This window comes from Streptomyces iconiensis, assembly GCF_028657195.3.
Taxonomy (GTDB): Bacteria; Actinomycetota; Actinomycetes; order Streptomycetales; family Streptomycetaceae; genus Streptomyces; species Streptomyces iconiensis.
The window spans coordinates 1-15,597 of the sequence record NZ_JANCPR020000040.1 but is presented as its reverse complement, the minus strand read 5'-3'; the positions used below and the strand labels follow the sequence as shown (position 1 = coordinate 15,597).

The window sequence follows — 15,597 nt, the reverse complement described above, 5'->3', positions numbered from 1 at the left end:
GCGAAGGAAGCGTGGCAGAGGTCGTTCAAGGCACGGTGGTGGACGGTTTCGAACCCGTCCGTGACGCCTTCATGCGGAACTTCGGCGAAAGGGGCGAGGGCGGCGCCGCGCTGGCGGTCTACAGGGACGGACACAAGGTCGTCGACCTGTGGGGCGGTGCGCTGGACCCCGGGGAACACTGCGGAGAACCGTGGTCCGAGGACACGGCCGTCATGGTGCGCTCGGTGACCAAAGGGCTCGCAGCCGCCGTGCTCCATCTGCTGCACCAGCGCGGCCAGCTCGACCTGGACGCGCCTGTGGGCACCTACTGGCCGCAGTTCAAGGCGAACGGCAAGGAGCGCGTGCTCGTACGCCATCTCCTCTCGCACCGCGCCGGGCTGCCGGCGCTCGATGTGCCGCTGACGCCCGAGCAGGCGCTCGACGGCGTGAGCGGCCCGCGTGCGCTCGCGGGGCAGGCGCCCGTGTGGCAGCCGGGAACGGACCACGGGTACCACGCGCACACCTATGGCTGGCTGGTGTCCGAACTGGTCGCGCGGGCCAGCGGCGGCCGTACGGTCGGGCGCCTGTTCGCCGAGGAGATAGCCAGGCCGCTGGGCCTCGACCTGTGGATCGGGCTCCCCCAGGAGATCGCCGCTTCCGGGCGCGTGGCCCGCGTCGCCGAGGCGGAGGCCCCCGCGCCGCTGGAGCAGGGCGTGCTGCGGCTGCGGCCCAAGCGCACCGTGACGGACGCCTACGCCGACCCGGAGTCGCCCACGCGCCGCGCCTTCGCGGCCATCACGCCGCCCCCCGACGAGAACGACCCCGCGCACCGCGCGGCCGAACTGCCCGCCTCGGGCGGCATCGGCACGGCACGTTCCCTCGCCCGCTTCTACGCCGCCCTGATCGGCCCCCTGCCGGGCGCCAGGCGGCTGTTCACGCCCGCGACGCTCACCCAGGCACGCTCCGAGGAGTCCAGCGGCCCCGACCGGGTCCTGGTCGTCTCCACCCGTTTCGGGCTCGGCTACATGCTGCACGGTCCCGCGTGCCCGCTGCTCGCGCCCGGTTCTTTCGGGCACCCGGGCAAGGGAGGCTCCCTCGCGTTCGCCGACCCGGAGTCGGGGACGGCGTTCGCCTATGTCACCAACACCCTCCACAGGTCGGTCACCAGCGACCCGCGCCCCCAGGCCCTGGTGCGCGCGCTGCGTACGGTCGTCGCCGGCTGAGGGAGACCACCGGCACCGAACCGCACCACCGGTAGAGGGCCGCGCCTCGGCAGCGCGCGTGCGCGCTTCTGTGGCGCCCCGGAGTTCATGCGGCTGTGCGCTCCACGCGTACGTGAAGCGCACAGCTGAACGGCGGTGCTGTACGGGCGTCAACGCGCCCTGTAGCAGTCGGTCCGGCAGGCCGGTCCTGTAGTCGGCCGGTTCACACCCTGCGGCGGCGCAGCAGCCAGCCGGTGAGCAGGATGAGCGCGATGGTGAGGACGAGGAAGATGCCGGTCTCCCACGCCTGGAAGAGCCACCGGTCGCTGTGCGGGTTGGCCTCGTAGAAGCGCTGCACGTAGTTGTGCGAGGCCATGCACTTGCGGAGTTCCTCGCCGGTGTACGTGCAGTTCTCGATGCCCTCGCGCTTGCCGGAGGGAGTGAGGTAACCCCAGTTCCCCGAGGACCACTTGTCGCCCATGGGGACCTTCGGTCCTGAACCGGTCGAGACGTACAGGCGGGGCGGGACCAGCGCACGGCGTCCCAGCTCAAGAGCGGCCCCCACACCGCACACACCGACGAGGGTGACGATCATGGCGGGCAGGATGCGGCGCAGCAGCAGCCCGGCGGCCGTGCCGAGCGCCAGCCCGAACAGCGTCGCGGCGACGGCGCGCGGCCCCGTGGCGTTGAGGGCGAAGGCGTCGTACCACTGGACCCCGTACACCTTGTCGTTGAGCGGTTCCCGCCACCAGCTCCACAGCAGCGACAGCAGGGTGGTGAGCGCGATCGTGACGACGGCGGCGAGCGCGAAGCGCGAGACGAACCACCGCGTGCGGTTGGCGTCCTGGGTGAGGACGAGCTTGGAGGTCCCCAGTTCCGCGTCCCTGCCGAGCAGCGGCGCGCCCCAGAAGAGGCCGACCAGCCCCGGCAGCGCGATGATCAGGAAGCCGAAAGCGCGCAACCTGACGACCTCGGTCTCCCGGAACTCGGAGAAGCGCTGGAAGGGGCAGGCGTCCCCATTGGCCGAGTCCCAGCCGCAGCCGCGCATCCAGTCGGCGGCCAGTTCGCTCGTCAGGTGCCGGTGGGCCAGATACGCGATCACCGTGCCGAGCACGGCGAGTCCGGCCGCGACGAGGACGAGGGTGCGCTGCTGGCGCCAGGCCAGCCACAGGGTGCCGTTCACGCGGCGGCTCCTTCGGCTGTGGAGGGTGCTGTGCCCGCTGCGGACGCGTCAGCCGTTGCGTGGGCGCGGAGGTGGCCCAGGAGGACGTCCTCCAGCGTGGGGCTCTCGGTCGCCCAGTCGCCGGGGACGGTGCCGCTCCCCCCGGTGCGTACGAGCGCGGTGAGCTGGCGTCCGCTCGTACGGGCGTGCACCACATGGTCGGGCACGGGGTGGTCGGCGCGGCCCTTGATCAGCGTGTGGGTGGCGCGCAGTTCGTCGGCGTCGCCCGCCAGGTGGATGTGTCCGTCCTTGAGCAGCAGCACGTAGTCGCAGGAGTGCTCGATGTCGGGCAGTACGTGGGAGGAGAGCACCACGGACAGTTCGCGGTCGAGCACCTCCGCCATCAGCGTGCCCATGAACTCCTCGCGTACGAGCGGGTCGAGGTCGGCCAGTGGTTCGTCCAGGAGGAGCAGGCCCGGCCTCCTGCCCATCGCGAGGGCCAGCGCCACGCGGGTGCGCTCACCGCCCGAGAGGGTGCCCACGCGCGCGCTGAGGGGGATGTCGCCCGCGCGCACGATGTCCTCGGCGCCCTTGTGGTCCCAGCGCTTGTTGAGGCGGCTGACAAGGCGCAGGGTCTCCTCGACCGTGTAGCGCGGGTACAGCGGCTTGTCCTGCGCGAGGAACGCCACCCCGCCGCGTGCCTCGGGGGTGCCGGCCGTGTGCCCGAAGACCTCCACGGCGCCCTCGGTGGGCCTGAGCAGGTCGGTTGCCAGGTGGAAGAGGGTGGTCTTGCCCGCGCCGTTGGGGCCGACGAGCGCGGTGATACGGCCGGCGGGCAGCGCGAACTCGCAGTCGCGCAGCGCCCACCGGGCTCCGGCCCTGCTGCGGAACCGGAAGCCCAGGCCGCGTGCGCGGAGTGCCGGGGCCTGTGGCGTGGCGGCGGCGGCCTGTGGTGTGGCGGCGGCCTGTGGCGTGGGGGAGGGGCTCTCGCTCATGTGTCCTTCTGCGGTGGGTGCGCGCGGGGCGCCGCTTCGAGGGCGTCGAGTGCGCTCGTGAACAGGGCGCTGATGTCCTCACGTTCGAGGCCGGCGTCGCGGGCGCGTGCCAGCCAGTCGCCGAGTTCGGCGCGGAGCGCGGTGTCGGTCTCGGACTCGGGGCGTGCGAGTGACCTGCGGACGAACGTGCCGAGGCCGCGCCGGGCCTCCACCAGCCCCGCGCGTTCCAGTTCGCGGTACGCCTTGAGCACCGTGTTGGGGTTGATCGCGGTGGCCTCGACCACCTCCCTCGCGGTCGGGAGACGGTCACCCACACGCAACACGCCCATGCGGAGGGCCTGTTCGGTCTGCTGCACGATCTGGAGGTACGCGGCGACGCCGCTGCCCCGATCAATCCTGAACTCGATCACGTCCTCCTTCCGATTCCATGCTTTCACTAATTGAGTAGTGAAAGCATGGAGCACGGTGATCACGGACGTCAAACCGGGGCCCAGGGAGGGGGATCGGGCGAGGATGCGAGCGACCCGTATCCCGCTGACCACTGGTGGCGGGATACGGGTCGCGTGGGGTGAGCTGCTTGGTTGCTGACTGCTGGTTGCTGACTGCGGCGAACCACCGGTCGCCAACCACCGGTTGCGCTCTATTGGCCGCGCTCTACGGGTCGCGAACCACTGGCTGCCGACTACCGGTGATGAGCTACTGACTGCTGGCTACGGGTGGTGAGCCGCCGACTGCCGACTACGGGTGGTGAGCCGCCAACTGCCGACTACTGGCTGCGCCGTTCGGCTCGGAAGAGCGCAGCCCTGGCCTCGGCCCCGGCCTCAGACGACCGTCGCGCCCGGCGCCGGGCCCGTGGTGGGGCGTGCCGTGCGGCAGGTGCCCGAGGCGAGCAGAGCCTGTGCGGTGCGGGTCGCCGTCTCGGGGTCCTTGACCAGGAAGGCGCACGTGGGGCCCGAGCCGGACACCACGGCGGCCAGTGCTCCCGCCGCCGTACCGGCCTCCAGGGTGTCGGCGAGCGCGGGCCGCAACGAGACGGCGGCGGGCTGGAGATCGTTGCGGAGGGTCGCGGCGAGCGCCGCGCTGTCGCCCGCGCGGAGCGCCCCCAGCAGCTGTTCGTCCGGCTCCGGCTCGGGGACGCTGTCCTGGGTCGCGCCGAGCCCGGCCGCCTCCCGCAGCCTGTCGCACTCGCGGTACACATCAGGCGTCGAGAGCCCGCCGTCGGCGACGGCGAACACCCAGTGGAAGACGCCCCCTGTCGCCAGCGGTGTCAGCCGCTCACCCCTGCCCCGCCCCAGCGCGGCACCGCCCGCGAGGCTGAACGGCACGTCGGACCCCAACTCGGCGCAGAGCGCGAGGAGTTCGTCGTGCGGGGTGCGCGTGCCCCACAGCGTGTCGCACGCGAGCAGTGCACCGGCCGCGTCCGCGCTGCCGCCCGCCATGCCGCCCGCGACGGGGATGTCCTTCGCGATGTGCAGGTGCACGCGGGGTTCCAGGCCGTGCCGTTCGGCCAGCAACCGGGCCGCACGTGCCGCCAGGTTGGTGTCGTCGAGCGGGATGCGGGCGGTGTCGGGGCCCGAGGCGGTCAGGCGGGGCGAGTCGGCGGGGGTCGCGCTGACGGAGTCGTAGAGGCCGACGGCGAGGAAGACGTTCGCCAGGTCGTGGAAGCCGTCGGGGCGCCGACCGCCCACCGCCAGCTGGACGTTGACCTTGGCCGGTACGCGCACCGTGACGGTGGTGGTCCTGGGGTCTGGCTGGGTCACGTGGTGCGTCCTTCCCGCGTCTCTCGTGTGCCTCGCTCCTGTGCGCTCCGCGCGGAACGCGACTCCCTGCTGCCACCGCGCGGTTCCCTGCCACCGCGCGGTTCCCTGCCGCCACGCGGGCCCTGAGCGCCTCGTGGGCCCTGGCTGCCGCGCGGGCCGTGCTCGGCGATGGCGGCGAACTCCTCGACCGTGAGCGACTCCCCGCGCGCTTGGGGAGAGACACCGGCGGCGACCAGCGCCTCCTCTGCCGTGGCCCCCGATCCCGCCCAGCCGGACAGCGCGGCGCGCAGCGTCTTGCGCCGCTGCGCGAACGCCGCGTCCACGACGGCGAACACCTCTTCCCTGCTCGCGCCGGTCACCAGCGGGCTGTCCCTGCGTACGAGCGAGACCAGGCCGGAGTCGACGTTGGGCGCAGGCCAGAAGACGCTGCGCCCGATCGCGCCGGCGCGCTTGACCTCGCAGTACCAGGCGGCCTTCACGGACGGCACACCGTAGACCTTCGAACCGGGCGGGGCCGCCAGCCGGTCGGCGACCTCGGACTGCACCATCACCAGGGTGCGCCGGATGCTCGGGAAGGTGGCCAGCATGTGCAGCAGAACGGGAACGGCCACGTTGTAGGGCAGGTTGGCGACCATCGCGGTCGGCTCCCTGCCGGGCAGCTCCGTCAGCCGCAGCGCGTCGGAGTGCACGAGCGAGAACCGCTCGGCCCGCTCAGGAAGCCGCGCCTCCACGGTCGCGGGCAGCGCAGCCGCCAGTACGTCGTCGATCTCCACGGCGACGACCCCGTCGGCCGTCTCCAGCAGTGCCAGCGTGAGCGAGCCAAGACCGGGACCGATCTCCAGCACGGTGTCGTCGGGCCCGACCCCCGCCGTCCGCACGATGCGGCGCACGGTGTTCGGGTCGATGACGAAGTTCTGGCCGCGCTGCTTGGTGGGACGTACGCCCAGCGCCCCGGCCAGCTCCCGCACCTCAGCGGGACCGAGAAGGACCCCGGCGTCGGCGGAGCTGGGAACGCCAGAGCCGGGACCGTCGGAGCCGGGCCCGGAAGAGGCGGGTCCGGCGGAAGGGCCGGCGGAAGGGCCGGCGGAGGAGCCGGGGTCGGCAGGCCCGGGGGTTTCGGAAGGAGCCGGTGTGCCGGAGGGGCCGGTGGGGCCCGAGGGATCGGAGGGTTCGGAAGGGACAGCGCTCACCGCGACAGTTTACGGCCGCACACCGGCCACGGACTCGCGCCCCGGTCCATGTAGAGCTTCTTGGCGCGCATGGTCTGCTCCTCGGCGGGCGCGTTCTGCGGGCGCCCGCTCCCGCCCAGGCGCCGCCAGGTGCCGGTGTCGAACTGGTAGAGCCCGCCGTAGGTGCCCGAAGAGTCCACCGCGTCCGGTCTGCCGCCTGACTCGCACTCGGCGAGTGCCCGCCAGTTCAGCCCGTCAGCGCCCTCGACGGAGTCCGGCAGCTCCTTGGTGCCCACCCTGACGACCTGCGCCCGCGGTGTGCGCACCACTTCGCTGCTCGTCCTGCGCGGCTTCTGCCGTACGCCGTTGACGGTCCGCAACTCGTAGATGTCCCTGCGCAGCCCCGGCCTGCCCTGACGGCTGACGACCTCGGTGCCCTCCAGGAGCCGCGGGTCCTCTCTGCGCACCGTCACAAAGGGCAGCCGCTCCTCGTGGACCTTCTCCGTGCCCGTGATGCGCATGACCGTCACCGTCTGTCCGTCGCGCGGGAAGCCGCCGAGCGGTACGGACGTGGTGTCCTCGTCACGCAGCACGATCCCCGCGTCCTCCAGCGCCCCGCTTACGGTCGCCGCGTTGGTGCGCACACGCTGCTCGCGGCCGTCCACCAGGAAGGTGAGGGTACGTTCCGTCCACACCTCCACCTCCCTGCCGGTGCGCCCGATCGGTGCGGAGCGCGAGGTGGAGATCCGCGCTCCCTCGGCGCGTACCCCCAGCTCGCGCAGCGCCCCGCCCACCGTGTCCGCCGTCGTCCACACCTGGCGGCGGTGCCCGTCGAGCGTGAGCAGCAGCGGGCGACCGTAGCGCACCGCGATCTCGTCGCCGTCGCTCAGCGGCGCGCCCCGCGCGGGCAGCACGGTGTCGTGGCTGCCCAGCTCCACGCCCTCGTCCTCCAGCAGCTCCTCCACGTCATCGGCGAAGGTGTGCAGCGTGCGCGAACGTCCGTCCACATCCAGCTCGACGGACTTGTCGTAGGCCACGAACGCGGAGGTGCCGCCCGCGAGGAACGCCACCACGAGCGCCTGCGGCAGCAGCTTCCTGAACACCTCGGGCCGTTCGGAGGCCCGCCGCACCCGCGCGGCACGCCGCACCGCAGCCCGCCCTCCGCCCCGCGCCGCCAACGGCCCGGTGCCGGCACCGGCCCCGGCACCGATCGCGGGGCCCGCACCGATCCCGGCCCCCGGCTCCGCGGCCAACCCGCCCCGCACATACGGCTGGTGCCCGTACGGACCGGACACCCCGGCCGGTTCGTCCGGGCAGACCGGCTCGGGCAGCATGCCCGACGCGGGCAGCGGACCCGACTCGCGAAGCAGGACCGGCTCGTACACCTCTGCCGGTTCGTACAGCCCCGTCGACCCGTACAGCCCTGCCGGCTCGTACGCCCCGACCGGTTCGTACAGCCCGACCGCCTCGTACAACCCGGCCGGCTCATACGGCTCGCGAGCCGCGTAGGGCTGTGGCGGAGAGTACGGCGGGTATGTCTCTGCGGGCTCGTGCGGCTCACACGTTCTCCAGGGCTCGTACACCCCGTACAACTCGTAAGCTCCATAAGGCGCACGGCTTTCAGAAGCCGCGGAGGTCCCCGCCCCGTAGGCCCCCGCCCCGTAGGTCCCCGCCCCGTAGGTCCCCGCGTCGGCGACGGGCTCCCCGTACGCGGTCTCGTACGGGGAGGCGAACCCGCTCATCTGCGACTGGCTCACGGCGTACTCCCAGCGGTCCGGCCGGTGGCAGCCTGTCGGACAGGCCCGGCGGGCGGGGACTGTAGCGGAGGCCGCGTCACTGTCCCAAGCCCGCTCGATCACGCTGTGTCGGCCCCCGCGGCCCTGGGCGCCCCACTCACGCGCCGTGCCGCGCGGTGCTCAGTAGCCGAAGGCGCGCGCCGTGTTCGCCGCGACGTGCCCTGCCAGCGCGTCCTCCGTCATCCCCTTCGTCTCCGCCATCGCGCGCAGTGTGACGGGAACGAGATAGGGGGCGTTGGGCCGTCCGCGGTACGGCGCGGGGGTCAGGAAGGGCGCGTCCGTCTCGACCAGGACCAGTTCGGGCGGTGCCACGGCCAGCGCGTCCCGCAGTTGCTGCGCGTTCTTGAACGTGACATTGCCGGCGAAGGACATGAACCACCCTTTGGAGGCGCACAGTTCGGCCATCTCCGCGTCGCCCGAGTAGCAGTGGAAGACGGTGCGCTCGGGCGCGCCCTCCTCGCCGAGGATGCGCAGCACATCGGCGTGCGCGTCCCTGTCGTGGATGACCAGCGCCTTGTCCAGCCGCTTGGCGAGCGCGATGTGTTCGCGGAACGAGCGCTGCTGCTCGGCGACGCCCTCCTCGCCCGTACGGAAGTAGTCCAGCCCCGTCTCGCCCACGGCGAGGACCTGGGGGAGCGCGGCGAGCTTCTCGATACCGGCCAGCGCCTCGTCCAGCCGGGCAGCCCCGCCCTCGGCGGCCAGCCGGGGTGCCTCGTTGGGGTGGAGCGCCACGGCGGCCCACACGCTGTCCCACTCCGCCGCCATCCCGGCCGCCCACCGTGAGCGCTCCAGGTCGCAGCCGACCTGGATCACCGTCGTCACGCCCACGGAGGCCGCTGCCGACAGCGCCTCGCCGACGGAGGGCTCCTGCATGTCGAGATGGGTGTGCGAGTCCGCGACCGGCACCGCGAGCGGTTCGGGGAGGGGCGGCGGTGTCGACGCGGACCGCGTGTTCTTGTCGGGGGAGGCGGGGTTCGGCATACCCGCGATGATAAAGCGCTTCCGTTGCAGCGCCGACGGCGATATCGCCGCTTCAGCGGTGCACGCCAGGCGCCGGCTTCAGTGGTGCGGAAGGGCGGCCTCGGCGGTGGAGACCCGGCCGGAACGCATGATCCTCACCACATGCCCCTCGCAATTGCGACAGGTGGGTTTGGTGAGCGGAGAGGGGACCTGCTCGCCGTTTGCGAAATAGACCACCAGCGGTCGGCCATCGGCATATTCGCGGTGCTTGATCTCGTATTCCTGCTCCCAGCCGTGACCACACTTCATGCAAGCGAAAGAGTACGCCTCATGTGCTGTGTCCTGCACGGACGGGGTGGTTCCTGCGGTGGTGCCGCTGTCGTGCCTCATGGCAGCTCCTCTCTACGGGCGAGAACGCCCACCACCAGTGGACTCCTCGCCAAGAGGAAACGCAGCAGCTCTTCCCTGCTATTGGGGCAAATTTTGTTCCCGCGTCAAAGAAGGGCCCGCCGAACCCCGCTGCTTATGCTTTCTCTTTGCATTTCCGCGTGACTCCTTTACCCGGGCGCCGGGATACGGGCCGTGTCAGGATCCCGTATTTTTCCCCGCCACGACAGCGTCGAAGACCTCCCGTTTGGGAACCCCCGCTTCCTGCGCGACGGCCGCGATGGCCTCCTTGCGCCGCTCGCCCGCCTCCTCGCGTACGGCCACCCTGCGCGCCAGTTCGCCCGCGTCCAGCTCGCCGGGGTCGGGCGGCGCCGCGCCGTGCACGACGACCGTGATCTCACCGCGCACCCCGTCGGCGGCCCACAGCGCCAGCTCCTTGAGGGGCCCGCGCTTGACCTCCTCGTACGTCTTGGTCAGCTCGCGGCACACCGCGGCCTCCCGCGCCCCGCCGAAGACCTCGGCCATGGCCGCGAGCGTGGCGTCCAGGCGGTGCGGCGACTCGAAGTACACCAGCGTGCGGCGCTCCCCTGCCGCCTCGCGCAGCCTGCTGAGCCGCTCACCCTGCTTGCGCGGCAGGAACCCCTCGAAGCAGAACCGGTCGACGGGCAGCCCCGATACCGCCAGCGCCGTCAGCACGGCCGAGGGCCCCGGCACCGCCGTCACCCGCACCCCGCGCTCCACGGCCGCCGCCACGAGCCGGTAACCGGGGTCGGAGACCGAGGGCATCCCCGCGTCCGTCACCAGCACCACGCGCGCCCCGCCCGCCAGCGTCTCCGTCAACTCGGGGGTGCGGGCCGACTCGTTGCCCTCGAAGTACGAGACGACCTTGCCGCCCGGTTCCACCCCGAGCGCCTGCGTCAGACGGCGCAGCCTGCGGGTGTCCTCGGCCGCGATCACATCGGCCCTGGCCAGTTCGGCGGCGAGCCGCGGCGGGGCGTCGGCGGGGTCACCGATGGGCGTTCCGGCGAGTACGAGCGTTCCAGTCACGCGCCCATCCTCGCAGCGGCGGCCACGCGCCCGCGCACAGCGCCCCCTCGTATCCCTACGATGGCCCGCGTGACGACCAGTGACACCGCGGTGGACGCGCGACAGCGGGAACGGCGTGAGGCGCGTGAGCGGCGAGAAGGGGGCTGCGACGGCGAGGACGGCCAGAACAGGCCGTCCCTGTGGCAGGCACGCCTGCGCCGATTCGGCCATGTGGCCAGGCCGCGGCCCGGTGTACGGCGGCGCCTCGACCCCCCGTTCCCCCAGCCGGACACGCGCCTGGCGACGCTCTTCGGGCTCAGCCCTCAGGCCGCGCTCCGGCTCTCACGCTGGGCCGCGTGGGGTGTGCCGGTCCTCATCGCGCTCGTCGCCGGTGTGCTGCGCTTCTGGCAGCTGGGGTCCCCGCACGCCGTCATATTCGACGAGACGTACTACGCCAAGGACGCCTGGTCGCTGCTCCACCACGGGTACGAAGGCACCTGGCCCGACAACGCCAACGACAAGATCCTTGGCGACCCGCAGAGCATCCCGCTGTCGCCCGAGGGCTCGTACGTCGTCCATCCACCCGTCGGCAAGTGGATCATCGCGCTCGGCGAGGGCCTCTTCGGTCTGACGCCCTTCGGCTGGCGCTTCATGACGGCCGTGCTCGGCACCCTGTCCGTGCTGATGCTGTGCCGTATCGGCCGCCGCCTGCTGCGCTCGACCGCGCTGGGCTGCCTCGCGGGCGCCCTGATGGCCGTGGACGGGCTGCACTTCGTGATGAGCCGCACCGCGCTGCTCGACCTGGTGCTGATGTTCTGGGTGCTGGCCGCCTTCGGCTGTCTGCTCGTCGACCGCGACAGATCCCGTGCGCGGCTCGCGAACGCGCTGCCCCCGCTCGACCCCGACAGCAAGCATCCCGCGCGTGAGCTGAAGCCGGACGCTTCCGTCGCCGACCGTATGAACTTCGGCTGGCGGCCCTGGCGGCTGCTCGCCGGCGTCTGCCTGGGACTCGGCTTCGCCACCAAGTGGAACGGCCTCTACATCCTCGCCGCCTTCGGCATCCTCACCGTCCTGTGGGACGTGGGTGCACGGCGTACGGCAGGCGCCGCACGCCCCTTCAGGTCGATGCTCCGCAGGGACGCGCTACCGGCCTTCATCTCGCTACCGGTGGTCACGATCGCCACCTACGTCGCCTCCTGGAGCGGCTGGTTCGCCACCTCGGGCGGCTATTTCAGGGACTGGGCCACCAAGGCGGGTGCCGCCGGGCCCTGGGGCTGGCTGCCAGGACCGCTGCGCAGCCTGTGGCACTACGAGTACGAGGTCTACGAGTTCCATGTGAACCTCACCTCAGGGCACACGTACCAGTCCAACCCCTGGAGCTGGCTGGTTCTCGGCCGTCCCGTCTCCTACTTCTACGAGTCACCCAAGGCCGGCAAGGACGGCTGTACGGACAAGGCCGAAGGGTGTGCGCGCGAAGTCCTCGCGCTGGGCACCCCGATGCTGTGGTGGGCCGCCTGCCTGGCGCTGCTCTACATCCTCTACCGCTGGTTCTTCCGCCGCGACTGGCGCGCGGGCGCGATCCTGTGCGGGGTGGCGGCCGGCTACCTGCCGTGGTTCGCGTACCAGGAGCGCACCATTTTCCTGTTCTACGCCGTCGTGTTCGTGCCGTTCTTGTGCCTCGCCCTCGCGATGGCCGCCGGAGCGCTCGCCGGTCCACCGGGCGTCAGCGACAGACGGCGTGCCGTGGGGGTGGTCGCGGTCGGCGTCGTGGGCCTGCTCATCGTCTGGAACTTCATCTACTTCTGGCCCATCTACACAGGCCAGACGATCCCGGTGGACGCCTGGCGACAACGGATGTGGTTCGACACCTGGATCTAGCTGGGTCGTTGAAGTGCGTGCGACTGCGCGTCGTTCGTCGTTGACGGTCGGTGTTGGTCGTTGTTGGTCACCCTCGTACGGCCCACAGACGGCCCAGACATGGGGCTGGGCCATGAGGAGCTGTCCCGGCACCGAGCAGAGCGAGTCTGGAGGTCTGAACCATGCCCCTGTCTGACGTCACCCTGCGCCGATACGCTGGCACGCACCAGTTGATGAGAGTGGAGAGTGCTCCGAGAATGGGTCCGAAGTCGACGGAGGCGTACAACGAGATCCGTGCATGGATCGAGTCGGGCAAGTTGGAGCCCGGGGCCAAGCTGCCGAGCGAGCGCAGGCTCGAAGACGAACTACCAGTGAGGCGCACGGCGCTGCGGCAGGTACTGGCCCGTCTCGTGTCCGAGGGATACATCGAGGTGCACGGCCGCAGCTCGTACCGCGTGGCGGGTGCCGTGAGCACGTCCACACCTGAAGGGTTGGAGCCGTGGACGATCCACGGTGAGCGCACGATTTACGAGAACAAGTGGGTGGACATCGACCTTGTCGATGTCGAGCCGCCTGGCGTGAACCGTTTCGAGCACCACGTCGTACGGCTTCAGCACGTCGCAATTTCCGCGATCGTGGATGACGATGACCGCGTGCTCATGCTCTGGCGCTACCGCTTCGTTCCCCGGGCGTGGGGGTGGGAGTTGCCCGGCGGGATCGTTGACGCCGGAGAAGACCCCAAGGAAGCGGCTCTGCGGGAAGTCGAGGAGGAGACCGGTTGGCGTCCGGAGTCGCTGGAGCACGTAGTCACCTATCAGCCCATGGTGGGCATGGTCGACTCTCCCCACGAAATCTACGTCGGCAAGGGGGCGAAACGCGTTGGCGAACCCACGGACCTCGAAGAGGCTGGACACATCGAATGGGTTCCACTGGCAGACGTTCGGGGCTTGATGAAGCGCGGTGACTTGATGGGTTCGGGCACCCTCGTTGCGCTCCTGCACATCCTTGCCAACCGAGGCGCCGGCGCGGCTACGGCGAGCCGCTGAGCAGTGCGATTCGCCTCTGGTGACGCACCGACCCAGTGCGCTTGGCCAGTAGTCGCGCTTCGCGCAAGTGCTCTACGGCCTGATCGTGCTCATCCCGGACCATGTGCGCCTGAGCCAGGTCGCAGCGAAGCCCGGCCTGAGCACGGATAAAGCTGGAGTCGACGCTGTCGAGAGCCTCGTACAGGCTGCCCACGGCGTCGTCGTCTCCGAGCAGCGCCAGGGCGTTGCCACGCCAGCGCGTCAGATGCCCGTGGTTCAGGAACACGCTCGGCATGTCATCGTCTCGCGCGTGCGCCCCAGCAGGTAGGCACTCAAAGGCATTGCCCAGGGCCCGACGACAGTCGTCCGGCATGCCGGCCTTGGCGCAGAGTTCCGCTTCGGCCGCGTGCAGCCATGCCTGAAGGCGTGGAGACAGCCTCTGCCCGCCGGTCTCCCGTGCGTGTCGCACGAGCGCGACAGCGTCGTCCGGCCGCCCAGCTTCCCCGAGCACGTACGCCTGCTCGCCCATCGCGTGGACCAGGAACATCGGGGCGTCCGCTTCCTTTGCTGCGTGCTTGGCCAACTCGTAGTGACGCCAAGCGCGTTCGACAAACCCGCCATCGAGCGCCTGCCATGCGGCCAATGTGGCTGCACCCGTCAGCGCAGCAGCGACCGGCCGACGTGTGTCCGGAAGCACCGCAAAGGTAAGTGCTTCTTCGAGCGTGGACAGGTGGCTTGTCATCTGGTCGACCAGACTCGCAGCGCCCATCTGCCGGTCCATGGTCCGCAGCAGCTCCGTCTGGTCCATGAACGTCTGCACCATCGACTGACTCACGTTGCGAGCTGAATCGATGCGGCCAAGAAGCTCGTCGTATCCGTCTGCCACTGCGGGCAACGACGGTCGCGCGGCAACTTCCTGACCTCGCAATTCGTGGTCTGTCGTGCCGAGAATCGCCCGCAGGATGGCCGCGTAGTGGTCGTTGATCCTGCGCTTGCCGTTCTCCCACTCGGACACGTACGTACGCAGGCTTCCTGTGCTCGCGATGTCGACCCGCTTCTGCCGCGCATACGCCTCGATCGAGCGCACGAGCCGTTCCTGAGACATCCCTCGTGCCGCTCGCGCGGCTCGCAATCCGTTCGCCATGTTCATCCGCTCCCAAGCGGTTGGCCGAGCAGTGCTCTCAGCAGCATGCCGCACAACACCGCAGGTCGTCACGGGTTAACCCTGGCCTTAACCCGCTTGCAGTGAGGCCCAGTTGGCTACCGGATCACGGCTCTGCGCAGTGACATGGAAGTGCGCAGAAGAGATCGGCAGGCGAGAAATACGCCGAAGGACTTGACTCTGGTGCGCACCAGTTGCAGTCTATTGGTGCGCACCAGATGAGGCCCCGGTCTCGACGGAGTGCAGGAGCCCCGCATTGGACGGGGGGAGGCGACCCGGCGCCTTGTCATTAACCGGAGGGCTTAGGCCGAAAGGCCATGTCTCCATACGCCTACACGGGACAGGGCGGCTCTACCTGATACGGGAGTCGTCGCCCCCGAAGGAGACGAACAAGCACGTCACACACCTTCCGCAGTGCTTCGTGTGCTGCGGCCGGTTGCCTCTCCCGCTCGTCCGGCCTGGCCGTACGAGCGGGGTGGGGGGAGCCGGACTCTTTCCTTCTTCCTGAGAGGACACCTGCTATGTGGACCAGTCTTGTAGCTGTCATAGGCACCCTGGCCGGCGCGCTTGTCTCCGGTCTCCTCCAGCACCGCGTCGCCCGTACCGACCGCAGTGACGCACGGGCCGAACAGCTTCGCCGGGACCGGATGGACGCGGTCACCGCACTTGCCCGCTCCGTCTCCGACCACCGCCGCGCGATGTGGCAGGTACGGGACGCGGAACTGACAGGCCAGAGCGCTGAGCGGGTGGAGGAGCTGCGGGACGAGTCGCACCGCACCCGCTCGGAGATCACCGACCCTGCCGTGCGGCTGAAGCTGCTGTTCACCGACAGCGCGGTCCGCACCGCCGCGCAGGAGGCCGCACAGGCCACCTACCGCATGCGGGAGTGCACCACCCTCGACCAGCTCCAGGCCGGCCGCGCTGCCGCGCTGGCCGCGCACGACGACTTCGTGAGCGTCTGCGGTGACTTCCTGGCCTGACCGGCTGCCTGTCCTCCCCGACGCCCACCAGCGACGGGGAGGGCGGGGAGCCGGGACAGGCCCGGCACCAGGACGGAGACCCTTCCATGAGCGGCGACACGTACAACACGGTCAGCGGCCAGGTCGGCAGCGTCATC

The 15,597-nt window shown here is 70.8% G+C and carries 14 protein-coding genes; 4 read left to right on the top strand and 10 right to left on the bottom strand.

The features are described from left to right. Positions 1 to 71 precede the first annotated feature (71 nt). On the top strand, positions 72 to 1,202 hold the full coding sequence (locus NMN56_RS31545; protein ID WP_430542760.1) for a serine hydrolase domain-containing protein: 1,131 nt from the start codon (positions 72 to 74) through the stop codon (positions 1,200 to 1,202). Positions 1,203 to 1,404: 202 nt separating this feature from the next. On the opposite strand, the gene NMN56_RS31540 is transcribed toward NMN56_RS31545, so the two are convergent. From NMN56_RS31540 to rsmI, 9 genes are all read right to left on the bottom strand, one after another. Then, positions 1,405 to 2,364: a transporter gene (locus NMN56_RS31540; RefSeq protein WP_274046919.1), complete on the bottom strand. Its 960-nt coding sequence runs from the start codon at positions 2,362 to 2,364 to the stop codon at positions 1,405 to 1,407. Then, a complete protein-coding gene (locus tag NMN56_RS31535; protein ID WP_274046920.1) occupies positions 2,361 to 3,338 on the bottom strand; it encodes an ABC transporter ATP-binding protein in 978 nt (325 codons plus the stop codon). The genes NMN56_RS31540 and NMN56_RS31535 overlap by 4 nt, the downstream gene beginning before the upstream one ends. After that, on the bottom strand, positions 3,335 to 3,748 hold the full coding sequence (locus NMN56_RS31530; protein ID WP_274046921.1) for a GntR family transcriptional regulator: 414 nt from the start codon (positions 3,746 to 3,748) through the stop codon (positions 3,335 to 3,337). The genes NMN56_RS31535 and NMN56_RS31530 overlap by 4 nt, the downstream gene beginning before the upstream one ends. 411 nt (positions 3,749 to 4,159) lie before the next feature. Further along, positions 4,160 to 5,098 (bottom strand): 4-(cytidine 5'-diphospho)-2-C-methyl-D-erythritol kinase, encoded by a 939-nt coding sequence (locus NMN56_RS31525; RefSeq protein ID WP_274046922.1) that lies wholly within the window; start codon positions 5,096 to 5,098, stop codon positions 4,160 to 4,162. Beyond that, positions 5,095 to 6,066, bottom strand: coding sequence for a 16S rRNA (adenine(1518)-N(6)/adenine(1519)-N(6))-dimethyltransferase RsmA (gene rsmA, locus NMN56_RS31520; RefSeq protein WP_274046971.1), 972 nt, complete (start codon positions 6,064 to 6,066; stop codon positions 5,095 to 5,097). Before rsmA ends, NMN56_RS31525 begins: the two co-directional genes overlap by 4 nt. A 218-nt stretch (positions 6,067 to 6,284) precedes the next feature. Beyond that, positions 6,285 to 7,742 carry a resuscitation-promoting factor gene (locus tag NMN56_RS31515; protein WP_430542758.1) on the bottom strand — a complete coding sequence of 486 codons (1,458 nt, stop codon included), beginning with the start codon at positions 7,740 to 7,742 and terminating at the stop codon, positions 6,285 to 6,287. 441 nt (positions 7,743 to 8,183) lie between these two features. Then, on the bottom strand, positions 8,184 to 9,044 hold the full coding sequence (locus NMN56_RS31510) for a TatD family hydrolase (protein WP_274046924.1): 861 nt from the start codon (positions 9,042 to 9,044) through the stop codon (positions 8,184 to 8,186). Between the two features lie 78 nt (positions 9,045 to 9,122). Beyond that, positions 9,123 to 9,413 carry a hypothetical protein gene (locus NMN56_RS31505; RefSeq protein ID WP_430542757.1) on the bottom strand — a complete coding sequence of 97 codons (291 nt, stop codon included), beginning with the start codon at positions 9,411 to 9,413 and terminating at the stop codon, positions 9,123 to 9,125. 195 nt (positions 9,414 to 9,608) lie between these two features. Beyond that, complete coding sequence (rsmI, locus tag NMN56_RS31500) at positions 9,609 to 10,457, bottom strand: 16S rRNA (cytidine(1402)-2'-O)-methyltransferase (protein ID WP_274046925.1); 849 nt, start codon at positions 10,455 to 10,457, stop codon at positions 9,609 to 9,611. Positions 10,458 to 10,517: 60 nt separating this feature from the next. On the opposite strand from rsmI, the gene NMN56_RS31495 reads away from it, so the two are divergent. Both NMN56_RS31495 and NMN56_RS31490 read left to right on the top strand, forming a co-directional pair. After that, on the top strand, positions 10,518 to 12,314 hold the full coding sequence (locus NMN56_RS31495) for a dolichyl-phosphate-mannose--protein mannosyltransferase (RefSeq protein ID WP_274046926.1): 1,797 nt from the start codon (positions 10,518 to 10,520) through the stop codon (positions 12,312 to 12,314). Positions 12,315 to 12,550: 236 nt separating this feature from the next. Beyond that, positions 12,551 to 13,339: an NUDIX domain-containing protein gene (locus NMN56_RS31490; RefSeq protein WP_274046927.1), complete on the top strand. Its 789-nt coding sequence runs from the start codon at positions 12,551 to 12,553 to the stop codon at positions 13,337 to 13,339. Here NMN56_RS31490 and NMN56_RS31485 read toward each other — a convergent pair. After that, positions 13,323 to 14,462 (bottom strand): NsdA family TPR-like regulatory protein, encoded by a 1,140-nt coding sequence (locus tag NMN56_RS31485; protein WP_274046928.1) that lies wholly within the window; start codon positions 14,460 to 14,462, stop codon positions 13,323 to 13,325. The genes NMN56_RS31490 and NMN56_RS31485 overlap by 17 nt on opposite strands. 539 nt (positions 14,463 to 15,001) lie before the next feature. Between NMN56_RS31485 and NMN56_RS31480 the strand changes: the two genes are divergently transcribed. Continuing rightward, the gene (locus tag NMN56_RS31480; RefSeq protein WP_274046930.1) at positions 15,002 to 15,460 is read left to right on the top strand and encodes a pRL2-23; all 459 of its coding nucleotides are present in this window, start codon (positions 15,002 to 15,004) and stop codon (positions 15,458 to 15,460) included. Positions 15,461 to 15,597: the final 137 nt, after the last annotated feature.

What these genes read in the sequence shown, in the direction of transcription:
- NMN56_RS31485 (WP_274046928.1), bottom strand. Translation starts at nt 14,462, where the DNA reads ATGGCGAACGGATTGCGAGCCGCGCGAGCGGCACGAGGGATGTCTCAG.
- NMN56_RS31495 (WP_274046926.1), top strand. Translation starts at nt 10,518, where the DNA reads ATGGCCCGCGTGACGACCAGTGACACCGCGGTGGACGCGCGACAGCGG.
- NMN56_RS31480 (WP_274046930.1), top strand. Translation starts at nt 15,002, where the DNA reads ATGTGGACCAGTCTTGTAGCTGTCATAGGCACCCTGGCCGGCGCGCTT.
- NMN56_RS31545 (WP_430542760.1), top strand. Translation starts at nt 72, where the DNA reads ATGCGGAACTTCGGCGAAAGGGGCGAGGGCGGCGCCGCGCTGGCGGTC.
- NMN56_RS31535 (WP_274046920.1), bottom strand. Translation starts at nt 3,338, where the DNA reads ATGAGCGAGAGCCCCTCCCCCACGCCACAGGCCGCCGCCACACCACAG.
- NMN56_RS31510 (WP_274046924.1), bottom strand. Translation starts at nt 9,044, where the DNA reads ATGCCGAACCCCGCCTCCCCCGACAAGAACACGCGGTCCGCGTCGACA.
- NMN56_RS31505 (WP_430542757.1), bottom strand. Translation starts at nt 9,413, where the DNA reads ATGAGGCACGACAGCGGCACCACCGCAGGAACCACCCCGTCCGTGCAG.
- NMN56_RS31490 (WP_274046927.1), top strand. Translation starts at nt 12,551, where the DNA reads ATGGGTCCGAAGTCGACGGAGGCGTACAACGAGATCCGTGCATGGATC.